Origin of the sequence: Pseudomonas fluorescens (assembly GCF_018614775.1) — a bacterium.
Classification (GTDB): Bacteria; Pseudomonadota; Gammaproteobacteria; order Pseudomonadales; family Pseudomonadaceae; genus Aquipseudomonas; species Aquipseudomonas fluorescens_BY.
Genome location: NZ_JAGGOF010000082.1, coordinates 1 through 20126, shown reverse-complemented (window position 1 = coordinate 20126; position 20126 = coordinate 1). Strand labels below are relative to the sequence as shown.

Below are 20126 nucleotides of genomic sequence, written 5' to 3'. Positions count from 1 at the left end.
GTGGGAGCGGGCTTGCCCGCTCCCACAGGGTAAGTCACGAATGCGCGTGGAATTCCCGCGAGGCGTACTCGGCAAGTTTGCCCTGGATGAAGTCGAGGAAGCACTGGATTCGCAGTGCCAGCTGGGAGTTGCGGTAGTACACCGCATTGATCGGCTGGCGGTAGCCGCTGTTGGCATCCGCCAGCAACACCTTCAGCCGACCGGTATGGATGTCGTCACGGGTCATGAAGTCCGACAGGCAGGCAATGCCCTGGCCTTGCAGCGCCAAGTGCCGCACGGTCTCGCCGCTGGAGGCGCTGATGACCGGCTGGATCGGCCAGCGGTCGCCGTGGACATGGCGCAGCGGCCACTGGTTGAGCCCGTCGTTCTGGGCAAAACCCAAGAGTGCGTGGTCTGCCAGCTCGGCGACGCTGGTGGGTGCCCCGTGCTGCTTCAGGTACGCCGGGCTCGCCAGGATGTGCAACGGGCTGCAACCCAGGGAACGGGCGTGAAGCGTCGAGTCGGTGAGGGTGCCGATGCGAATGGCGATGTCCGTGCTCTGCTCCAGCAGATCGATAATCAAGTCGTTGCTGTTGAGTTCCAGCTGGATGTCCGGGTAGAGCCTGCGGAACTCTTCGACGTGAGGGACGATGGCGTGCAGCATGAACGGCGATGCAGCGTTGATTCGTAGCCGCCCGGCGGGGTTTTTCTGGCGCGATGACAGGCGCTCTTCCAGCTCATCCATCTGGTCGAGGATGCCCTTGGCCTGTTCGAAAAAATACTTGCCCTCCTCGGTCAGGTCCATGCGCCGCGTGGTGCGATTGATCAGCGTGGTCTCGAGCTTGGCCTCCAGGCGCGACAACGTGCGGCTGACCGCCGACGGCGTTTGCCCGACCTGCTCGGCGGCGGCCGAGATGGACCCGCACTCGATCACGCAGACGAAGATCTGCAATTCGTCGGATCTGGCTTTCACAGATGTCCTCTCATGACATGCACGCTCGCCACAGGCATCGTCGCCTTCAGTAAATCCCGATAGTAGCCGGGTTACCGCAAAAGGCCGAACACCTCGATCAGATGCTGCTCATAACGCGCCACATCCGCTTCGATGTTCGGACGCTTCATCACGTCCACGCACAGGAACGTCGGCAGCCCCGTCATCCCGAGAAACTGGTTGGCCTTGTGGAACGGGAAGTACACCGCGTCCACGCCCTTGGCTTCGAAGAAATCGGTCGGGTCGTCAAAGGCCTGCTGCGGGGCGTTCCAGGTCAGGGACAACATGTATTGCTTGCCCTGCACCAGCCCACCGCTGCCGTATTTCTGCGAAGCATCGGAACGGGTGCGACCGTCGCTGGCATAAAGGCTGCCATGGCCCTCGGTGAACACTTCGTCGATGTATTTCTTCACTGTCCACGGCGCGCCCATCCACCAGCCAGGCATCTGGTAAATGATCACGTCGGCCCAGAGGAACTTGGCGACTTCTTCCTTGCTGTCGTAGCCGCCGTCGATGAAGGTGGTCTTCACATCTAAACCGCCACGGTCCAGCACACTGACTGCCGTGTCGTGGAGGGTCGTGTTGTAGCGACCGTCGGAGTGGGCGAATTGTTTGCCACCGTTGAGCAACAGGACTTTTTTCATGGAGTGCCTCATCGGATTCCACGGCATGAGCCCGGAGGCTGCCAAATGGAAAGGTTGAAATGATGGCGGCAGACTACCGATGCGCCTCGCACGGAATAAGCCCCACGACGGCAAAACTGATTTGACTAAAACGCACGAATCGACACCCGATTGTTGCCATAGACTCCTGCTGAAATTCATTTCAGGAGCCGCCCGATGAGCGCGCAGCACGGTTTCATCCTTCACGCCAAGACCCGCCCGGAAAAAGCTGACGCCTTCGAAGCGCTGTTTCGCGCCTACGTCGAGCCGAGCCGCGCCGAGCCTGGCTGCATCGAGTACCACATGCTGCGGGACCAACAGGACCCAACGCTGTTTATCTTCTATGAGATCTGGGCTTGCGAGGCGCATCTGGAGGTGCACTCGAACCTGCCACACATGCAGCAATTCTTTGCGCAACGCATGGATTACCTGGAGCGCGATTTCGAGATCCGTCGCGTCGACATGCTCAGCCCGTCCTCGGCTAGCCGCTGATCAGCAGATGGCCGCCGAGCACTCCGAGGCCAATGAAAAACACCCGCTTGAACAACACGGCGCTGATCCGCTGGCGCAGCCATTGCCCCAGCCACATCCCCGTCAGCGCCGGCACCAGCGCCAGCAATGAAGCGCTCAACTCGCCACCCCCCAGGGCATCGCGCCAGAGCAGGCCGGCGGCCAGAGCCAGTGTCGACACGGTGAACGACAGGCCCAAGGCCTGCACCAGTTCATCCTTGTTCAAGGCCAGTGCTTGCAGATAAGGCACCGCCGGAATGACGAACACCCCGGTGGCTGCCGTGATGATGCCGGTGAGCAGCCCGCACAGCGGGCCGAGCCATCGCTCGACAGACGAACTTACCCGCAGCGTCGGCAACAACAAGCCGCTCAACGCGTACAACAGCAATGCCCCGCCCAAGGCCCGAACGACCCAGGCACCACCGGTCATGCCGATCCACAGCGTACCGAGCCCGGTGCCCAGGAAGATCGCCAGCAACAGCGGCCACAAGCGCCGTATCAGCGTTTGCAGGTGGCCGCCGAAAGCCAGTTGCCAGAGATTGGTCAGGGTCGCGGGTATGATCAGCAAAGCCGCTGCCTGCGTCGGTGCCATAGCCAGCCCGAGCAAACCCATGGAAATGGTTGGCAGGCCAAGGCCGATGACACCCTTGATGGTGCCGGCCAGGAGGAAAGTGCCGATCACCAGTAAAGTCAGCGCCAGACCAAGGTTTTGATAAAAAGTGATGAGTGTGTTCATGGGGCTATGGTGAGCGTTGGATGGCTGCATGCAAATGTGCCATATACTGAGGGTGCCTCTTGCCTGGAAAGAGGCTTAGAGTTTTGTTGAGGCTACTGCCGCCTTCGCGAGCAAGCCCGCTCCCACAGGGGAATGTATTGTCAAATGTGGGAGCGGGCTTGCTCGCGAAGGCGGCGCATCGGACACAACACAGGATCAGATTCCATGCATTTCGATCTCACCGACCTGCGCCTCTACCTGAACATCCTCGACACCGGCAACATCACCGCCGGTGCCGCTCGCAGCCACTTGTCCCTGGCGGCAGCCAGTGCGCGCGTCCGGGCCATGGAAGCGTCCCTGGGCATCGACTTGCTGGAACGCGGACGACGTGGCGTAACCCCCACGCCAGCCGGCAAGGCCCTGTCCCAGCATGCCCGCGTATTGCTGCAACACGCCGAACACCTGCAACAGGACCTGGCCGAGTACGCCGAGGGTGTCAAAGGCCAGGTACGGCTGTTGTGCAACACCAGCGCCCTGACCGAATACCTGCCCGAGCCGCTGGCCGGCTTCCTCAAGCAGCATCCCAACCTCGACATCGACTTGCAGGAGTTGCCCAGCTCACGGATCACCCACGCGTTGCACCAAGGCGCGGCAGACCTGGGGATCGTTTCCGACGCGGTGGACACCGGCAGCCTTCAGACCTGGCCCTTTCGCGACGACCCGCTGGTATTGATCCTACCGTTCGGGCATCCCCTGGCCGACGGCCGAACGCCGAGTTTCAGCGAGACCCTCCGCCACGATTACGTCGGTCTCAAGGCGTCCAGCGCCTTGGCGATCTACCTTGAAGAGCAGGCGTTGCACACCGGCATGCGCATGCAGATCCGCATCCGCGCCGACAATTTCGACGGGATGATTCGCATGGTGGCCCACGGCGCAGGCATCGCCATCGTGCCCAAGGCCGCCATCGCCCGCCGCCGGCCCGAGGCTTCGTATCAATGCGTCCCGCTGCAAGAAGCCTGGGCCCACCGGGCGCTGTTGCTCTGCGCCCGCAACTTCGAAGGTTTGCCCGCTTATGCCAGGGCCCTGGCCCGGCATCTGGCCGACTGAGGCGCGCTTCTGGGCAACCCGGTGTCGAACCCAGGCATCTTCCCGTTCATGCGGCGCGGTAGGGTGCGACTTCTCTTTCGCCCACTTTCGGAGCTCACATGACCGCCCCCATCACCGTCCTGCGTGACACCCACCCGCTGCCCGTACTCGACGCCTGCAAATGGGAAAAACTCGAAGGCGATCCGCACACCGTCAACCTCAACGCGTACACCAGCGAAGACGGCAGCAAGATCATGGGCACCTGGATCTGCACACCCGGCAAATGGCGCGTGGATTATGTGAAGTGGGAATACTGCCATTTCCAGGAAGGCTACTGCATCATCACCCCGGACGGCATGGCGCCGATCCACCTGCGGGCCGGTGATATCTTCGTCGTCGAACCCGGCATGAAAGGCACGTGGGAAGTGGTCGAGACTGTGCGCAAATATTTCGTCTTTGCCTGATGCAAAAACCGGGAGACCACCCTGTGGTCTCTCGGAAAGGTCAATGCTGACCCTTGTGGCAACCCACCGACAGTCTTTATTGCGGCTTGCGATAGCTGTTAACAATCGCCGAAAAATCCTTGCCGCCCTCGCCCCGCTGGCTCATCGCCTGATACAACTGCTGCGCCACCGCCCCCAGCACCACCGGCTGATGGGCCTGTCGTGCGGCTTCGGTGGCCAGGCCCAGGTCCTTGAGCATCAGGTCGGCGCCAAACCCACCGGTATAGCCACGGGACGCCGGCGCCGTTTCGATCACGCCCGGCCACGGGTTGTAGGTGTCCGAGCTCCAGCAACGCCCCGTTGAACTGTTGATGATGCCGGCCAGCACCTGGGTGTCGATTCCCAGGGCTTCGCCCAGGGCCATGGCTTCGCTGACGCCCACCATGGAAATCCCCAGCAGGAGGTTGTTGCAGATCTTGGCGATCTGCCCCGTACCGACGTCGCCGCAATGCACGATGTTACGGCCCATGTGCGCCAACACCGGTTGCAGCGTGGCGAACAACTCGGCGGAGGCACCCACCATGAAGGTCAACGTGCCGGCTGCCGCCCCGCCGGTGCCGCCGGAGACTGGCGCGTCGGCCATCGCCACGCCCTGCTTGGCAGCAGCGGCGGCGACGTCGCGGGCGGTCTGCGGGTCGATGGTGCTGCAATCCACCGCCGGCGTGCCGGCGGCGATCCCGGCCAGCACGCCGTCTTCACCGAGCCAGACACTGCGCACATGCGCAGCGGCCGGCAACATGGTGATCACCAGCGCGGCGCCCTTGGCGGCATCGCGCGGCGAGGCGCTGATGGTGCCGCCCAACGCCGCCAGCTCGGCCAAAACCGTCTGGTTCAGGTCGAACAGGTTCAGGGAATAGCCAGCCTTGAGCAGGTTGCGCGCCATCGGCGCGCCCATGTTGCCAAGGCCGATAAAGGCAATGTTCATTGTCCGACTCCTCAACGCAGGTTGATGGTGGTGTTCACGCCGTCATTGACGCTGTCATCGTCGAACCAGCGCGCGGTGACGGTCTTGGTCTGAGTGTAGAACTGCACCACCTGCTTGCCGTACGGTCCGAGGTCGCCGAGTTTCGAACCCCGCGAACCGGTGAAGCTGAAGAACGGCACGGGCACCGGAATCGGGATGTTGATGCCTACCTGGCCGACGTCGATCTCGCTCTGGAATTTGCGCGCCGCCGCACCGCTCTGGGTGAACAGGCCCGTGCCATTACCGAAGGGGTTGGCATTGACCAGGGCAATCGCCTGGTCAAGGGTGTCGACTTCCAGCACCACCAGCACCGGGCCGAAGATTTCTTCGGTGTAGATGCGCATGTCGGTGGTCACCCCGGAAAACAAGGTCGGGCCGACGAAGTTGCCCTGCTCGAAGCCCGGCACGCTGATATCACGTCCATCGAGTTCCAGCTTGGCGCCTTGTTGCACGCCGCTCTCGATCAGTTCGAGGATTCGCGCCTTGGCCCGCTTGGAAATCACCGGCCCGACGTCCGTGCCCGGCTCGCTGCCGGCGTTGACCTTGAGCTTCTGCGCCAACACCTTGAGCTCCGGCAGCCATTGCCGGGCCGCACCCACCATCACCACCACCGAGGTGGCCATGCAACGCTGCCCCGCCGCGCCAAAACCGGCACCCACCAGGGCGTTGAGGGTTTGCTCGCGATTGGCGTCCGGCAGTACCACCGCGTGATTCTTGGCGCCCATCATCGACTGCACGCGCTTGCCATGGCGGCCCGCCAGGTCATACACGTGGGTGCCGACCGCCGTCGAACCGACGAAGGACACCGCCTTGATGTCCTTGTGGGTACAAAGTGCGTCCACCACATCCTTGCCACCGTGTACCACGTTCAGCACACCCGCCGGCACGCCAGCCTCGACGGCCAGTTCCACCAGGAGCATGGTCGACAGCGGATCCTGTTCCGAAGGCTTGAGCACAAAAGTGTTGCCGCAGGCGATGGCCATCGGGAACATCCACAGTGGAATCATCGCCGGGAAGTTGAACGGAGTAATGCCAGCACACACTCCGATCGGCTGGCGCAAAGTGTAGGTATCAACGCCACCGGCGACGTTCTCGGCGAACTCGCCCATTTGCAGGGTGCCGATGGAACAGGCGTGCTCGACCACTTCCAGGCCACGGAAAATATCGCCTTCGGCGTCAGCGATGGTTTTGCCCTGCTCGGCGCTGAGCACCGCGGCAATGCGCTTGGAATGCTCGCGGATCAAGGCCTGGAGCTTGAGCATGATGCGCATCCGCGCGCCAATGGGCGTCAGCTTCCAGGTCTGGAAAGCGCGCTGGGCAGCGGCGATGGCGGCATCGACCTCCGCGGCGGTGGCGAATGGGACTTTCGCCAGGACCTGCTGGGTGGCCGGGTTGACGATGTCGTGCCACTCGCTGGACTGGGATTCAACCCATTCGCCATCGATCAACAGTCTGACGGTTTGCAGGGCGGTGTCGCTGGGCGTAAGGGAAACATTCATGCTGGCCTCCGGGATTATTCTTATAGAGAGCGCTGCTTCAGCAGAGATCAAGGCGCATAGACGCCTTGGTGATGAGACGGTTTTTGGAGTATAGATGTGCAAACTTCTAATAAGAACGCACATAAAAACCGGTCCATCATGCAAAAAAACATTACCTCCCTGGGGTCGCTGAATTGGGACGACCTCAAGTTTTTCCTCGAAGTGGCCCGCACCCGCAAGGCCAGCACCGCGGCCAAGCGCCTGGCCGTCGACTACACCACGGTGTCGCGACGCATCAGCTCTTTGGAAGCCTCATTGGGCACGCTGCTGTTCGAGAAATCCCGGACCAACGGTTTTGTCCTGACCGCCGAAGGCCAGCGCCTGCTGGGTTACGCCGAATCGATCGAAAGCACCCTGCACATGGCCTGCGAACAGGTCTCCGGCTCGGGCGTCGCGCTGTCCGGCCACGTGCGCATGGGCTGCACCGAGGGTTTCGGCAGCTTCTTCATCACGCCGCAACTGAGCCACTTCGTCGACGCCTACCCGGCCATTTCCGTGGATATCCTGCCGCTGCCGCACTTCATCAGCCTTTCCAAGCGCGAAGCCGACATTGTCATCGCCCTCGAACGCCCGGAACATGGCCCGTATGTGTGTTGCAAACTCTGCGACTACCGGCTGCAGCTCTATGCCACCCGGCAATACCTGGACAACCATCCGCCCATCCAGCGCCCGACAGACTTGGGCAAGCATTCATTCATCAGCTACGTGGATGACCTGGCGTTCAGCTCCGAGTTGCTCTATCTGGCGAACGTGCTTCCCGGCGCCCACGCTCACCTGCGCAGCACCAGCGTGATCGCGCAGTTCGTCGCCGCGCAGCAAGGGCGGTCGCTGGCGATCCTGCCGTGCTTCCTCGCCGCCCAGGACCCACGCTTGTTGCCGGTGCTGCCCGATGAAATCACCGTCACCCGGCAGTTCTGGATGTACTGTCGGGAGGACCTGCGCAAGCTCAAGCGAATTACGTTGTTGTGGGATTACATTCGCCAGGTGACTGAACGCAATCAGCCACTGCTGATGGGCGAGAGCCGGGCGATGGTGTTTGCCGATTAATCGGCGATGACCACAATGGCAACGCGACGGTTTTCGGTGCGGCCGTCTACCGTGTCGTTGGACGCCACCGGTATGCGACTGCCAAGGCCGCGTACCTGGACGTTCTCTTCGCGCATGCCGACATTCATCAGCACCTTGGCCACGCTGCTGGCCCGCCGTACCGAGAGTAGGTCGTTGTAAGCCTGAGAACCCGAAGCGTCGGTATGCCCATCAATGCGTACCCGCTGGATGCCGGCGCCCAGCAATGCCTTGCCGATTCGCTCGACGATGTCGGTACTGGCCTGGTTGAGATTTTCCACATCGCTGCCAAACAGCACCTTGCCCGACAGCCCGAAGGCCCAACCGTCATCCGTCAGTTCGAACCCCTGTTGCTTGAGGACGGCAACCTGCGCTGGGGTCAGGCCCTTCTGCGGCGCAGTCTGGCATCCGGTCAGGGCCAGGACCGCGAAAAATACAAATGCGGTGAACCGCTGCAAGGGAAGTTGAAGAAATACACGCACAAGTCAGCTCCTGGTTTGAAGATCAGCAACGGGGTGTTCCGCCCCCGCCGTGTGTTGGCCGCCTCGGGCGAGGCGTTTGGCCTGGTACATCGCCGCATCGGCGGCATGAAGCAGGGCGCCCGGTGTGGCGCCATGATCGGGGTAAACGGCGATACCGACACTGAGGGAAGTCAGGACCGAGGCGTTTCCGGGCAATTGGATCGGCATTTCCATGCAGGCGATGATTTTTTCAGCGATCCGCTCCGCATCCTCGGCATGATGAAGTGGGGCCAGCAGCACGGCAAATTCGTCCCCACCGAGACGCGCCACCAGGTCATCCTCACGCAACTGCGCCTGGACACGGGTCGCCACCGCCGTCAGCACGGCGTCGCCGGCGGCATGGCCGAAGTTATCGTTGATGCCCTTGAAGCGGTCGCTGTCCAGATAAAGCACCGCCACCTGTTCGTCGAGTTTACTGGCGTTGCGCAAGGCACGGATCAGTCGACCTTCGAAGAACGCCCGGTTGGGCAACCCGGTCAAACTGTCGTGACTCGCCTGGTGAGCCAGGGTTTCGTTCTCGCTTTGCAGGGTGGTCTGCCAGGATTCCAGCTCTTCGAGCAACGCGTTGAAGTCGTTGCCCAGATTATCCAGCTCGGCGATGGCGGCCGGCGGTACCCGGCGATCCATCGCTCGCTCGCTGCGCGCCGCGTGAGCCACGTCGGCCAGGCTGCGCAGCGGCCCGGTAATCGCCCGCAGTTGGCGGCGCGCCAGGTACAACGCGACCCAGGCACTCACCGCCGTACACACGATGATCCCTGCCAGACCGCTGAGCAAAAAGCGCAGCAGGCTGCCGCCGTGCCCCGCCAGTTGGATGCGGCCGATGCTCTGCCCCTGATGGATGATCGGAAGGCTGATGGGCTCTTCGAGGAACGCCTTGGCGATGTGCATTTCCAGTTCGGACAGCAGCCCGGTATCAGGTCGTTGCCAGCGCGCCAGCAGACGACCGTGTTCATTGAACACCTGGGCTTGGGCGACTTCCTCGGTGGTGGCGATCAGGGCCAGCGCTTCGGTGGCCGCCGCCGCGTCATCGAACACCACGGCCGCTTCCACGGTGTAGTTGATCGAACGGGCGATCAGGTGCAGGTTGTGATCGGCGTAGACTCGCAGCGCCAGCACACCGAGCAACGTCAGGGAGACGCTGGCCATGGTCACGGCCACCAACGCGACGATCAGGTGTCCGCGTCCGATGACCGAGCCCAGGGTGGGACGGACCCGCGATGAGATCGGGCTCATGGGGTTGCCGGCCTGCGGCGGGACAGTTGCAGGACACTCGGATGGATGCGCACGCCACTGCGCGCCACCGAGTCGAGGTTGACCTCGAACGAGACTTGCTCATCACCGACCCGCAGGCAGAACAGGCTACCCACGGTACATTGATCACCGCCCTCGCTGATGCTCAACACCGGTTTGCCGATCAATGAGGCGAACAGATGCGTGCGCTCATCGTCGGTCAGCCTGCCGAGGTAGACGGCATTGCAGTCCGTAGAAATACCGGGATTGTCGGCCAGCAATCGCTGCACGGTCACCTGTCGACCAGTGGCCTGGGTGGTGCCTTTGATCAAGTCGTCGGTGTATTGGGTCGGCCCTACGATGCACAACTCCAGTTGCGTCGGCTCTACCGGCCAGCGGGCGTAGCTGAGAATACCCAGAACGACCTGTGTCACGGACTCGGCCCGCAACTGGGCCTTGCTCGGAGAGGTCTGATCCTCGGCAACCACGACAGGTGGCAACAGACACAAAAGACTGGCGAGCACGTAATGCCTCCAGCCTCCGTACCGCAATGCCTCCCGAACAGCCAGACCCATGGCAAGTCTCTATCAATACAATAAGTGTCGGAACCATAGCACAGTGCCAAAAAGCCAGCGATAAAGCGTTCCCTACAGATATCCTGACAGAAAATTGTCAAGTCGGGTCAGGGCCCTCCTAAGAGCAGCAGGTCATCAGGTCCCACCCTCCAGCTCCAGCATCAAACCGCTCAGGCGCTTGACCTTGCGCGTTACTGCCTCCTCGAATACCCCCGCACGGGGCTCGATCAGGCTGAACCATTGCTTGCCCCGGGTAATGGCGGTGTACACCAGCTCCTTGGTCAACACCGGATTAAGCGCGTCCGGCAGAATCAATGCAGTGTGAGTGAACTCCGAGCCTTGGGACTTGTGCACGGTCATGGCGTACACGGTTTCCACATCATTCAGCCGACTGGGCAGAACGAAACGCACACCACCTTCGCCGTCGTTACGCGGGAAGGCCACCCGCAAAACCTGCCTGGCGGCGTCAGGCCCGGTACGCTCGGGCAACTTGAGGGCAATCCCGATATCACCGTTCATCAAACCCAAGCCGTAGTCGTTACGGGTCATCAGCACCGGGCGCCCTTCGTACCACTGGTGATCGCTGTCGATGAGACGGGCTTTGAGCAGTGCGGCGGTGATCCGCTGGTTCAGCCCTTCTACGCCCCATGGGCCCTTGCGCACGGCACAGAGCAATTGGAATGCGTCGAATGCCGACAGGACGTGCCGCGCCCAGTCGGCCCAGCAGCTGTCTTCCAGCGGGCGAGAAATGGCCGGGCGTTGCTCCCGCAACACGTTCAGATAATGCTGATATCCCTGCGGCCCGCCAGGGTGACCCTCAAGTAACAAACGCTCGAGCTGCCCATCGTGTTCACCCGTTAACGCCAGGGAAAACAGGTCGGCATAGTGACCGCCCGCCAGCAATTGACGGGCCTTTTCCGGCTGTTGCTGGTTGACCGAGCGCGCCAACTGCCCGATCCCGCTGCCTTCGCCGAAGCGCCGCGAATGCCTGAGCATGACCACTTGCTGCGCCAGGGGATGAGTGCCGTCGAGGTCCTGTTTCAGATCACCGGCCGTGAGGTGTTCGTCACTGACCGACTCAAGCCAGGCTTGGGTCTGGGCGTCATACCAGCCCTCCTCGGCGTCTCGACACAAATCCCCCAGCACCGCACCGGCCTCGACGGAGGCCAATTGGTCCTTGTCGCCCAGCAATATCAGCTTTGCATGAGACGGCAACGCATCCAGCAAATTGGCCATCATCTCCAGATCGATCATGGAGGCTTCATCGACCACCAGCACGTCCAGCGGCAACCGATTGCCGCCATGGTGCCGAAAATGCCGGGTACCGGGTCGACTGCCCAGCAAACGGTGGACGGTCGTCACATCGCTGGGAATACGTTCGCGCACAGCATCGTCCACATCCAGGGTGCGGACTTGCTGGCTGATCGACTCGGTCAGGCGCGCAGCTGCCTTGCCGGTGGGCGCCGCCAGGCGAATCCGCAGAGGTTTCCCGGCCTCGACGGCCGGGGCTTGCAGCAAGGCCAGCAGGCGCACGACCGTGGTGGTCTTGCCGGTGCCGGGACCACCGGTGACGATGCTGAAGGCGCCTCGGGTCGCCAGGGCGCAGGCCAGTTTCTGCCAATCGATCGGCCCTGTGGCGCTGGCCGGTCCGAACAGTCCGTCCAGTCGCTCGCGCAGGTCGCCGGGCGCGGCACCCGGTTCGGCCAGTCGTTGGCGCAATGCCTCGTCGATGCGTCGCTCATAATCCCAGTAACGGCGTAGATAAAGCCGTTTGCCGGACAACACCAGCGGACGCTGCCGGGCCTCCTCGCTGCCATCAACCGCCAGCGCCACCAGACGGCTCGTTGCGAGGACCTTGCACCAATGGGCACCGTCCAGAGCGCCGAAGATGTGGGACGGCAACACGCCTGCCTGCAAATCCCCCTCGGGAGGCAGCGACAGGGCGAAGTCCGGTTCCTTGAGGGTTTCGAACAGGTCCAGGCAGACATGCCCGTGACCCAACTGATGGCTGGTGAGCGCCGCAGCGAGCAGGACCAGCGGGTCATCGTCGGGCGCGAGTTCATGGAGGAACGCAACAAACGCCTTGTCCAGGGCGCGTAGCCAACCACGCTCGACCCAGCGCGTCAGCAACGACAGCAAATCATCCACGCGGCTCAAGGGTGCCAGGTCCACCAGGCTCTCGGCGTCGGGCGGCCCGGGCAGCAGATCGGCAAATGAACGACTCATAGCAGTTCTCCCTGTACCCACGCCGGTTCGGCCTTGGGTTCGGGAGCCCCCTGGAACAGCCGGTCGAGTTGCTCGATCAATTCCCGTGGGGGCTTGGTGAAATACACGCCCTGGCTGGTGGAACGGGTACCGCGAAGAAACAGGTACAGCGCGCCGCCGACGTGCCGGTCATAGTCATAATCAGGTAGTCGCGCCTTGAGCTGGCGATGCAGGGCCAACAGGTACAACACGTATTGCAGGTCGTAGCGGCTATCCAGGATCGACTGTTCCATGGCCTGCGGGGTGTAGGCCATGTCATCGACACCCAGCCAGTTGGACTTGTAGTCGGCAACGTAGTACCGACCGTCATGCTCGAAGGTCAGATCGATGAAGCCCTTGAACATACCGTTGAGCAACACCGGCTCAGCCGCGACGCGAGCGACACCGCCATGGGTAAATCGACAAACCAGCTGGTCGAGCTTTTGCACATCGACTTTGTGACTGGCGAACCAGAATTCCATTTCGACCTGGAATTGGGTCAGTTGCTCGAGCACCACCGGCGCCTGCTCGTGACCGACCCGCAAAGGTATTCTGACCAAGTGTTGCAGCCAATCACTCAGCGTAATGATCCAGCCGGTCCAGCCTCGGCGATTGCAGCGTCGGGCAACCGCATCCTCGACAACCTCCGGAGCGGAGGAAAAGCCTTCCCCTGCTGCCCACTCCAAAAGGCCATGAAGAAAAGTGCCAGGATTTGGGCCACGGGGGAAACGGTGGATATCCCCGCCTCCAGCGATAACTTCCCTGGGCGCGTCCGGGTCCAGTCGCTCATCGTCGAACAGTTTCTGCGCCTGCGGATTCTCTGGCGCGGCATCGCTGCCTTCGCTCAGGACCTCTCCGATGCGCAACGCGCTATAGGATGCAATCCACCAGTTTTCGCTGGCTTTGCGCAGGGGAACCAGGGGATCGAGCAATACCGCATCGTTGCGGGGTGGGCGATAGCGCTCGTCGGTGGCCTCGGGCACTTCCTGGCAACTCACCGCGACGCTACCTTGTTGCAGGTCCTCCAGCCAGCGTCTCAGCGCTACCGATTCGGTTAACGGTGCACCACCGTCCAACAGATACCCCAGCGCGGAGAGGTGCAGGATCGAGCGATTGTTGCTGCCGCGCTTGAGATCCGCGACACCGAGCCAGCAGGCGTGCTGCGCGCGGGTAAGCGCCACGTAGAGCAGCCGCAGGTCCTCGGCCAGACGCTCGTCGTCAGCCTTGGCAATCAACTCGGGGGTTGGCTGGAGACTGATCTGCGCCCTGCCGGCGTCGTCGTGGTAATGCAACGGCAATCGACTGCCATCCACCGGTTTCGTCGAGCAGATGAAAGGCAGGAAGACCAGTGGGTACTCAAGCCCCTTGGACTTGTGGATCGTAACGACCTTGACCAATTGCTCATCGCTTTCCAGCCGCAGGATCTGCTCCTCCCCCGCCTGCCCGGACAACGTCAGGTGTTCGGACAAATGCCGAATCAGCGCCTGTTCGCCATCCAGCTCACCGGCAGCCTGCTGCAACAATTCGCAAAGATGCAGCAGGTTGGTCAGGACCCGCTCGCCGTCGTTGCGCGCCATCAGCGCCTGGGGCAATTCGAAATCATGCAGCAGGCGCCGCAACATGGGCAGCACCCCCTGGGTGCGCCAGACGGTGCGATAGCCACGGAATTGCATGACCCGGGCTTCCCACGCCAACTCGTCCTGGTTGAGGCGTTCCAGCTCCGTCAACGGCAAGTCCAACGTGATGCTGGCCAGTGCTGCGCGCAGCGGTCGCTCGACATCCGGCTCGGCGCAAGCCCTGAGCCAGGCCAGCAAGTCTCGCGCTTCCTGCGAGGCGAAGACCGAATCCTTGTCGGACAAATAAACGCTGCGCACGCCTCGGGCAGACAGCTGGTCTCGCACGGCCTGCGCTTCCTTGCCATCGCGCACCAGGATGGCGATATCCGCCGGGCGCAGTCCCCGGAGTGTTTCCCCTTCGACCGTAAAGCCGTCGCGTCCCGCCTGGCCGCCATTGAGCAACGTGGTGATCTGACTGGCGCAGGCGGCGGCCATGTATTGCCTATACACCGCGCCGGAGAGTGGCTGCTCCGAAGGCAGGTGCCATATGTTTAACGCCGTGACGGCCTGCCCTGCGACCTGCAAGGTTTCCTTGCGACCTTGGGACCCAACGGCCAGGAACGGCACCGGATTCTTGCCCGACGGCTCACGGAACAGAAACGCCCCGCGGCCCGCCTGACGGGATTCGGCGTTCTGAAAAATGTGGTTGACCGCGCCAACCATGGCATGGCTGGAGCGGAAGTTCGTTCCCAAAGTGTGCAGCCGGCCGGTAGTGGCCGCGCGCGCGCGCAGGTAGGTGTAGATGTCGGCACCACGAAAGGCATAAATCGCCTGCTTTGGATCGCCGATCAGGAACAGCCCGGTGTCAGGATTATTGTCTTCGATGCGGTAGATGCTCTCGAAGATCCGGTATTGAACCGGATCCGTGTCCTGGAACTCATCGATCAGCGCCACCGGAAACTGCTCGCGGATCAGGCTCGCCAGACGTTCTCCACCATCGGCCTGCAGCGCTGCGTCCAGACGCAGCAGCATGTCATCGAAGCCCATCTCTGCGCGCCGACGCTTCTCGGCCTCGAAGCGCGCGCCGACCCATTGCGCAGCGTGTTGCAGCACGGCGGCATCGGGCGTGGGTAATGCCTCCAGGCTGGCCTTGAGGCCGGCCATGGCATCCAGCCCGGGATGGTTGGGCACCTCGCCCTTCCAGGCTTCGGCCATGCCCTCGGGCGTCAGCCGAGTGAATCCGGTGCCGATGTCCAACAGTTCGAGGTTTTCGTCATCCACCCAGGCCGTGATCTTCTGAAACCAGGGTTCGAAATAACGCGCCTGCATCTTGCGCCCGTCGACGCTCTTGCTGGCGATACCCTGCTGGCAAATCTCCAGCAGCTCAACGGCCCATTGCCGCCAGGGGGCCTTGAGATCGAGCAGGGCGGCGCTGCGCTCCTGCAAGGACGCCGCGATGAGTTCGGCCGGTTCGATTCCTTCGCCGCTGTCACGCCCGCTGGAAAACAGCCCTTTGACTCGTGGCAACAGCGCAGCCGGGCCGCCCCAATGGGTACGCACCCAGCTCAACGCATCGCCCTGCATCGAGTAGCAGAACAACCGCCAATAGTCGCGCAGGACCTCACCGAGCAGTTCGCTGTGATCGGTTTCCAGGGTCTGGGTAAACAGGCTGCCGCTGTCGAACGCGTGCTCACGCAACATCCGCTGACACCAGCTATGGATGGTCGAGACGGCCGCTTCGTCCATCCACTGCGCGGCAATGTCCAACCGGTTCGCGCAGCCGGGCCATTGCTCGGGGCCGAACTCATCGCGCAATTGAGCAATCAGCGAATCCGGGGCCGGGATCTCGTTACGAAAGAATCGCGCGGCTTCGGCGAGGCGGGTTCGAATACGTTCACGCAGCTCTTTGGTGGCCGCGTCGGTAAAGGTCACCACCAGGATTTGCGGTGGCAGCAATTCGCGGCCAAACCCCGACACCGCGCCGCCATGTCCAAGCACCAGGCGCAGGTACAGCGCCGAAATGGTAAAGGTCTTGCCGGTACCGGCGCTGGCTTCGATCAATTGGCTGCCATGTAGCGGGAACGCCAGTGCCAGGGGTTTTTGCCGACTCATGAACGGGCCTCCTCGCCGGCCGATGACTGCCATGGGGCCTCAAGCAACGGTCGATATAGTGCATCGCACCAATCGGGAAATGTTTCGTCAGCCATCAGCGCGTCGAAATCAGCGAACTGTCGAGCCAAGGCCGGACTTTCCCGACGCTCGCCTTCAGAGGTTTGCCCATCGCCTTCGTAGGCTTTTCGAGCAGCCGCTTGGGCCTTGACCGGATCACTCTGGCCAAGCCAGGCGAAGGCCGCCTTCACCGCGATCGGTAGCGGCTGGCGCATACCGGCCTGCCAAGCCTGCAGCAGATCCCCCAACAGCCTTTGTGCCACAGGCTCTTCGAAAGGTGCCAACAGCAAGCTGTCATCACTGGCCACCAATGCTGTCGTCAACGACAGGCCATTGGCACAGGCGACCAGATGGTTGACCCACGGGCGTATCAAACGGTGCCATTTACGCGTCTTGGCGGAGCCGATGCTGTTGGGTATCGCGGTGATCGCGAGAACCGCCCCATCGGCCCGCTGGTGCAGGCCACTGAGCCAGCCTTCGACGCTCACACCCTGCAACTGCACGCTGACGGGAACAGCGCTGGTCACCGGCGTGGGCCATAGGGATAGAAGTTGCTGGTAACGCTGGAGCAGATCCGGCAAGGGCTCGATCAGCTCACGCTGCATGTGCTCACCGAAACCGGCCATGGGTAACAAGCCACTGTTCTGGAGTCGCTTGGCGTGGGCGCTCAGGGCAAGATCCGCCTGGTCCAGGCGAACCAGGGCGGCCTCCAGCAAGCTGTCGCTCAGGCTGTAGCGTTGCAGCGCATCGAGCACGAAGGGTTCATCATTGGCCAGCGGCGCTTCGATGGCCTCGAAGAATACTTTCAGCCGTTGGCTGAAGAAGTGGCGAACCGGATTGCGCAAGAAATCCTGCAACTGAGCAAGCCCCAGGGGTTCCTCCTGGATGTAGGGTTCCAATACCTGGAGCGTGTCGGTGTGATCGTGGGCATCGTGTAGCCGGCGCCATTCGCGGGCGTAACTGAACAGCTCTTCGCCTTGATGAAAATAGCGAGCACTGAACGGTTGTAGGGGGTGTTCCTGGGTCAGGGCCCCAAGGAGCTCCTTACTGCTATCTGCCAACTGCCAGCCGCTGGCGAGGTGATCGCGCAGCTGGCCGATCAGTACGGATGCGGGCCGCTCACTGTTGTCGCGGATACTGCGGCCCACCCAACTGACATACAGTTTTTCCCGGGCGGAAAGCAGCGCCTCCAACAGCAGGTAACGATCATCCTCACGCCGGGAGCGATCACCCGGGCGATAGTCGCTGCCCATGAGATCGAAATCCAAGGGTGGCTGGGCGCGTGGGTAATCCCCGTCATTCATCCCCAACAGGCAGACCAGCTTGAAGGGAATCGCGCGCATCGGCATCAGGGTACAGAAGTTGACCGCGCCGGCCAGGAAGCGCTGGGACAGCCGACCTTGATCCAGTCCTGCCAGCCAGGCTTCACGCACAACCGTCAGCGGCAGTGCATCCTGCAGGCCGACCGACTCACAGGTTTCGAGCCAGGTTTCACGCAGGTCTTCAAGTTGGGCCAGCAAGTAGTCGTCATGCTCGTTGCTCGCCTGGAAAAACAATTGCATGAGGTCGTGCAGGCGCGAACCCCACTCCGGTGGTGAGGCTGGTTGGGTAAGCGCCTCATGGGCGACCTCCAGGGCGTCCAGCAAAGCGACCAGGGGACCGATCAACGCCGCATCCAGGCCGCCGATTTCATCATAGGGTTCGATGCCCTCGTAAGCTTCCGACCTGCCGACGGCATACCCCAGCAACATGCGACGCAGACCGAACCGCCAACTGTTCTGTTCAAGCTCCGCAGGCAACCCCAGTCCGGCGCGATGCTCGGCGTTCATCCCCCAACGGATGCCAGCCCCCTCGATCCAACGGTGCAGCGTTGGCAGGTCGGCCTCATCAATACCGAACCGCTCCCGCAACGCCGGGACGTCCAGCAAATCGAGGATTTCACTGACGGGGAAGCGACTGTCAGGCAGCTTGAGCAAATGTTCGACCGCGATCAGCAGCGGGTCACGTCCCCGCTGCCCCTGATCGGTCAGCGTGAACGGAATGAAGCGAGGATCCGTTCGATCGAGCTGGCCAAACACCGCGCGAATATGCGGTGCGTAGCTGTCGATGTCAGGGACCATGACAATGATGTCCCGAGGACGCAGGGTCGGATCCGCACTGAAGTGAGCCAGCAATTGATCATGGAGAATCTCGACTTCACGTTGAGCACTGTGGGCAACATGGAAGCGGATCGAGCCGTCCCGCGTTGTATCGACGGGAGGCCAATGCTCGCGGGTTTCGTTGAGTGGACGCAGCTCCAGAATGTCATCCTGCAACTGGCCAAGCAGGGTCGTGGGATTCCCGTCACTGAACAGGTCGATGCGCCCATCGCGAAATACCGAACGATAGCTGTTGGGATCGTCGTAGCTGTCGAGCAGGTTGATGTAGTCGCGCCCCTGTTTACCCCAGGCCGCCAAGAGCGGATGGGCATGCTGATGCAAGGTTTGCGGATCCAGGGCCATGGGCATGCCACTCTTGCGTGCCTGGCGCTTGTATTGGTGACGCAGCAAGTCCTTGTCGGCGACGATATCCGCCCAGTGATGGCGGCACGGGTTATGGACGCACAGCAGAACCTGGCTGAACCTGGACAGACCGGCTAACGCCTCGAGGGCCTGGGCGGGCAACGAAGAGATACCGAAGACGATGACACGGGCAGGTAGACCTTTCGGCGCGACTTCCAGGCTGTTGATGCGCTCGATGTACCGCTGGTGAACGCCAGCACGGCTCTGTGCCATGCCTTCCTCCCCCACATCCAGTAACAAGGCTCGCCAGAGTTCCGCTTGCCAACAATTGGCCGGCGCGAGCGGTTTGATTTCGCCCCGGACAGTTCTTGTCTGGTGTCGGCCGTCAGCCCAATCTTCAAGCCAGTCAGCCCGGTACACCTGGTATTGGTCGAACAGGTCGGCCAGGCGCTCGGACAGCTGATAGCGCTTGCGCAGGTCGGTGTCGTGGGTGAGAAAGCGGCGAAGGGGTTCGAAATGTGACTGCTCGATCAACTGCGGCAGGAGACGCATCAGGCGCCAGGTCAGCGGGGACTTGTCGAGCAGGGACTTGGCCGGGATCTGGTCACGTCCCAGGACGGTTCGATAGAGCTGCCACATGAAGCTGCCGGGCAACTGCACACCGATGGCCGCTGCAATACCGCAGCCGCCGGTATCGTCGTCTTCCGGGTCTTCAGCCAGTGCCAGCTTGAGCCACTGGGCAATACCGTTGCTTTGTACCAGGGCGATTTCATTTTCAAGTGGCGCCAGTGGATAGCGCCGCATCAGGCTGATTACCAGGCTGCGCAGTTCATCAAGGCGATTCCCGTGAACCACCATGAAAGCTGGGCTAAGGGACGTTGCGTCCGGCATGAAAGGCATCCTTGAAAATGCAAAAGCTAGGGCAGAACCTTAGCATTGTCGGGGGGCTGTGACAGCCGGGAGCTTTCCGGGTGTGGTGTAAGAACTTTCCTGCGGGCAAAACAAAACCCCTACCTGCATCAGCAGATAGGGGTTTCGGAATTTAATCTTGACGATGACCTACTCTCACATGGGGAAACCCCACACTACCATCGGCGATGCATCGTTTCACTGCTGAGTTCGGGATGGGATCAGGTGGTTCCAATGCTCTATGGTCGTCAAGAAATTCGGTAGCCGGTGCGTGCCTTGCGGTCACGTGCCAGCAAATGGGTATGCGATAGATTGGTGTTTTGCGAGTCAGTCGAACTTTCGGTTCTCTTCGTCTTCACACACCGCAATCTGGCCTCTTTCGAGTCGACAGATTGCTTGGGTGTTATA

At 61.9% G+C, this 20126-nt stretch carries 15 protein-coding genes and 1 rRNA gene; 4 read left to right on the top strand and 12 right to left on the bottom strand.

Going from position 1 to position 20126, the window contains the following annotated elements:
- Positions 1 to 34 precede the first annotated feature (34 nt).
- Entirely contained in the window at positions 35 to 952 is a 918-nt protein-coding gene (locus J7E36_RS19795; RefSeq protein WP_215006643.1) for a LysR family transcriptional regulator, read from the bottom strand.
- Positions 953 to 1023: 71 nt separating this feature from the next.
- Positions 1024 to 1614, bottom strand: a complete 591-nt coding sequence (locus tag J7E36_RS19790; protein ID WP_215006640.1) for an NAD(P)H-dependent oxidoreductase — start codon at positions 1612 to 1614, stop codon at positions 1024 to 1026.
- 195 nt (positions 1615 to 1809) lie between these two features.
- Here J7E36_RS19790 and J7E36_RS19785 point away from each other — a divergent pair, with 195 nt between their 5' ends.
- The gene (locus tag J7E36_RS19785; RefSeq protein ID WP_215006633.1) at positions 1810 to 2124 is read left to right on the top strand and encodes a putative quinol monooxygenase; all 315 of its coding nucleotides are present in this window, start codon (positions 1810 to 1812) and stop codon (positions 2122 to 2124) included.
- Here J7E36_RS19785 and J7E36_RS19780 read toward each other — a convergent pair.
- Positions 2114 to 2878: a sulfite exporter TauE/SafE family protein gene (locus J7E36_RS19780; protein ID WP_215006631.1), complete on the bottom strand. Its 765-nt coding sequence runs from the start codon at positions 2876 to 2878 to the stop codon at positions 2114 to 2116. The two genes, J7E36_RS19785 and J7E36_RS19780, sit on opposite strands and share 11 nt — an antisense overlap.
- A gap of 204 nt (positions 2879 to 3082) precedes the next feature.
- Here J7E36_RS19780 and J7E36_RS19775 point away from each other — a divergent pair, with 204 nt between their 5' ends.
- The gene (locus J7E36_RS19775; protein WP_215006629.1) at positions 3083 to 3964 is read left to right on the top strand and encodes a LysR substrate-binding domain-containing protein; all 882 of its coding nucleotides are present in this window, start codon (positions 3083 to 3085) and stop codon (positions 3962 to 3964) included.
- Between the two features lie 98 nt (positions 3965 to 4062).
- A complete protein-coding gene (locus tag J7E36_RS19770; protein WP_003197542.1) occupies positions 4063 to 4407 on the top strand; it encodes a cupin domain-containing protein in 345 nt (114 codons plus the stop codon).
- Between the two features lie 76 nt (positions 4408 to 4483).
- Here the strand turns inward: J7E36_RS19770 and mmsB are convergent, their stop codons facing one another.
- Together mmsB and J7E36_RS19760 are read right to left on the bottom strand one after the other, a co-directional pair.
- Positions 4484 to 5371, bottom strand: coding sequence for a 3-hydroxyisobutyrate dehydrogenase (gene mmsB / locus J7E36_RS19765; RefSeq protein ID WP_215006626.1), 888 nt, complete (start codon positions 5369 to 5371; stop codon positions 4484 to 4486).
- Between the two features lie 11 nt (positions 5372 to 5382).
- Entirely contained in the window at positions 5383 to 6909 is a 1527-nt protein-coding gene (locus J7E36_RS19760) for a CoA-acylating methylmalonate-semialdehyde dehydrogenase (protein ID WP_215006623.1), read from the bottom strand.
- A gap of 138 nt (positions 6910 to 7047) precedes the next feature.
- Between J7E36_RS19760 and J7E36_RS19755 the strand changes: the two genes are divergently transcribed.
- Positions 7048 to 7995, top strand: a complete 948-nt coding sequence (locus tag J7E36_RS19755; RefSeq protein ID WP_215006620.1) for a LysR family transcriptional regulator — start codon at positions 7048 to 7050, stop codon at positions 7993 to 7995.
- On the opposite strand, the gene J7E36_RS19750 is transcribed toward J7E36_RS19755, so the two are convergent.
- From J7E36_RS19750 to rrf, 7 genes are all read right to left on the bottom strand, one after another.
- Positions 7992 to 8495, bottom strand: a complete 504-nt coding sequence (locus J7E36_RS19750; protein ID WP_215006618.1) for an OmpA family protein — start codon at positions 8493 to 8495, stop codon at positions 7992 to 7994. The genes J7E36_RS19755 and J7E36_RS19750 overlap by 4 nt on opposite strands.
- A gap of 3 nt (positions 8496 to 8498) precedes the next feature.
- Positions 8499 to 9767, bottom strand: a complete 1269-nt coding sequence (locus J7E36_RS19745) for a diguanylate cyclase domain-containing protein (protein WP_215006616.1) — start codon at positions 9765 to 9767, stop codon at positions 8499 to 8501.
- Complete coding sequence (locus J7E36_RS19740) at positions 9764 to 10339, bottom strand: YfiR family protein (protein WP_215006614.1); 576 nt, start codon at positions 10337 to 10339, stop codon at positions 9764 to 9766. The genes J7E36_RS19745 and J7E36_RS19740 overlap by 4 nt, the downstream gene beginning before the upstream one ends.
- A 135-nt stretch (positions 10340 to 10474) precedes the next feature.
- A complete protein-coding gene (recD, locus tag J7E36_RS19735) occupies positions 10475 to 12565 on the bottom strand; it encodes an exodeoxyribonuclease V subunit alpha (RefSeq protein ID WP_215006612.1) in 2091 nt (696 codons plus the stop codon).
- Entirely contained in the window at positions 12562 to 16251 is a 3690-nt protein-coding gene (recB, locus tag J7E36_RS19730; RefSeq protein WP_215006610.1) for an exodeoxyribonuclease V subunit beta, read from the bottom strand. The genes recD and recB overlap by 4 nt, the downstream gene beginning before the upstream one ends.
- Positions 16248 to 19700, bottom strand: coding sequence for an exodeoxyribonuclease V subunit gamma (recC, locus tag J7E36_RS19725; RefSeq protein ID WP_215006608.1), 3453 nt, complete (start codon positions 19698 to 19700; stop codon positions 16248 to 16250). The genes recB and recC overlap by 4 nt, the downstream gene beginning before the upstream one ends.
- Positions 19701 to 19855: 155 nt before the next feature.
- Positions 19856 to 19971 (bottom strand): 5S ribosomal RNA (rrf, locus tag J7E36_RS19720).
- Positions 19972 to 20126 lie beyond the last annotated feature (155 nt).

Coding starts and splice junctions, on each gene's coding strand:
- J7E36_RS19790 (WP_215006640.1), bottom strand. CDS start 1,614: ATGAAAAAAGTCCTGTTGCTCAACGGTGGCAAACAATTCGCCCACTCC.
- J7E36_RS19785 (WP_215006633.1), top strand. CDS start 1,810: ATGAGCGCGCAGCACGGTTTCATCCTTCACGCCAAGACCCGCCCGGAA.
- J7E36_RS19780 (WP_215006631.1), bottom strand. CDS start 2,878: ATGAACACACTCATCACTTTTTATCAAAACCTTGGTCTGGCGCTGACT.
- J7E36_RS19775 (WP_215006629.1), top strand. CDS start 3,083: ATGCATTTCGATCTCACCGACCTGCGCCTCTACCTGAACATCCTCGAC.
- J7E36_RS19770 (WP_003197542.1), top strand. CDS start 4,063: ATGACCGCCCCCATCACCGTCCTGCGTGACACCCACCCGCTGCCCGTA.
- mmsB (WP_215006626.1), bottom strand. CDS start 5,371: ATGAACATTGCCTTTATCGGCCTTGGCAACATGGGCGCGCCGATGGCG.
- J7E36_RS19760 (WP_215006623.1), bottom strand. CDS start 6,909: ATGAATGTTTCCCTTACGCCCAGCGACACCGCCCTGCAAACCGTCAGA.
- J7E36_RS19755 (WP_215006620.1), top strand. CDS start 7,048: ATGCAAAAAAACATTACCTCCCTGGGGTCGCTGAATTGGGACGACCTC.
- J7E36_RS19745 (WP_215006616.1), bottom strand. CDS start 9,767: ATGAGCCCGATCTCATCGCGGGTCCGTCCCACCCTGGGCTCGGTCATC.
- J7E36_RS19740 (WP_215006614.1), bottom strand. CDS start 10,339: ATGGGTCTGGCTGTTCGGGAGGCATTGCGGTACGGAGGCTGGAGGCAT.
- recD (WP_215006612.1), bottom strand. CDS start 12,565: ATGAGTCGTTCATTTGCCGATCTGCTGCCCGGGCCGCCCGACGCCGAG.
- recB (WP_215006610.1), bottom strand. CDS start 16,251: ATGAGTCGGCAAAAACCCCTGGCACTGGCGTTCCCGCTACATGGCAGC.
- recC (WP_215006608.1), bottom strand. CDS start 19,700: ATGCCGGACGCAACGTCCCTTAGCCCAGCTTTCATGGTGGTTCACGGG.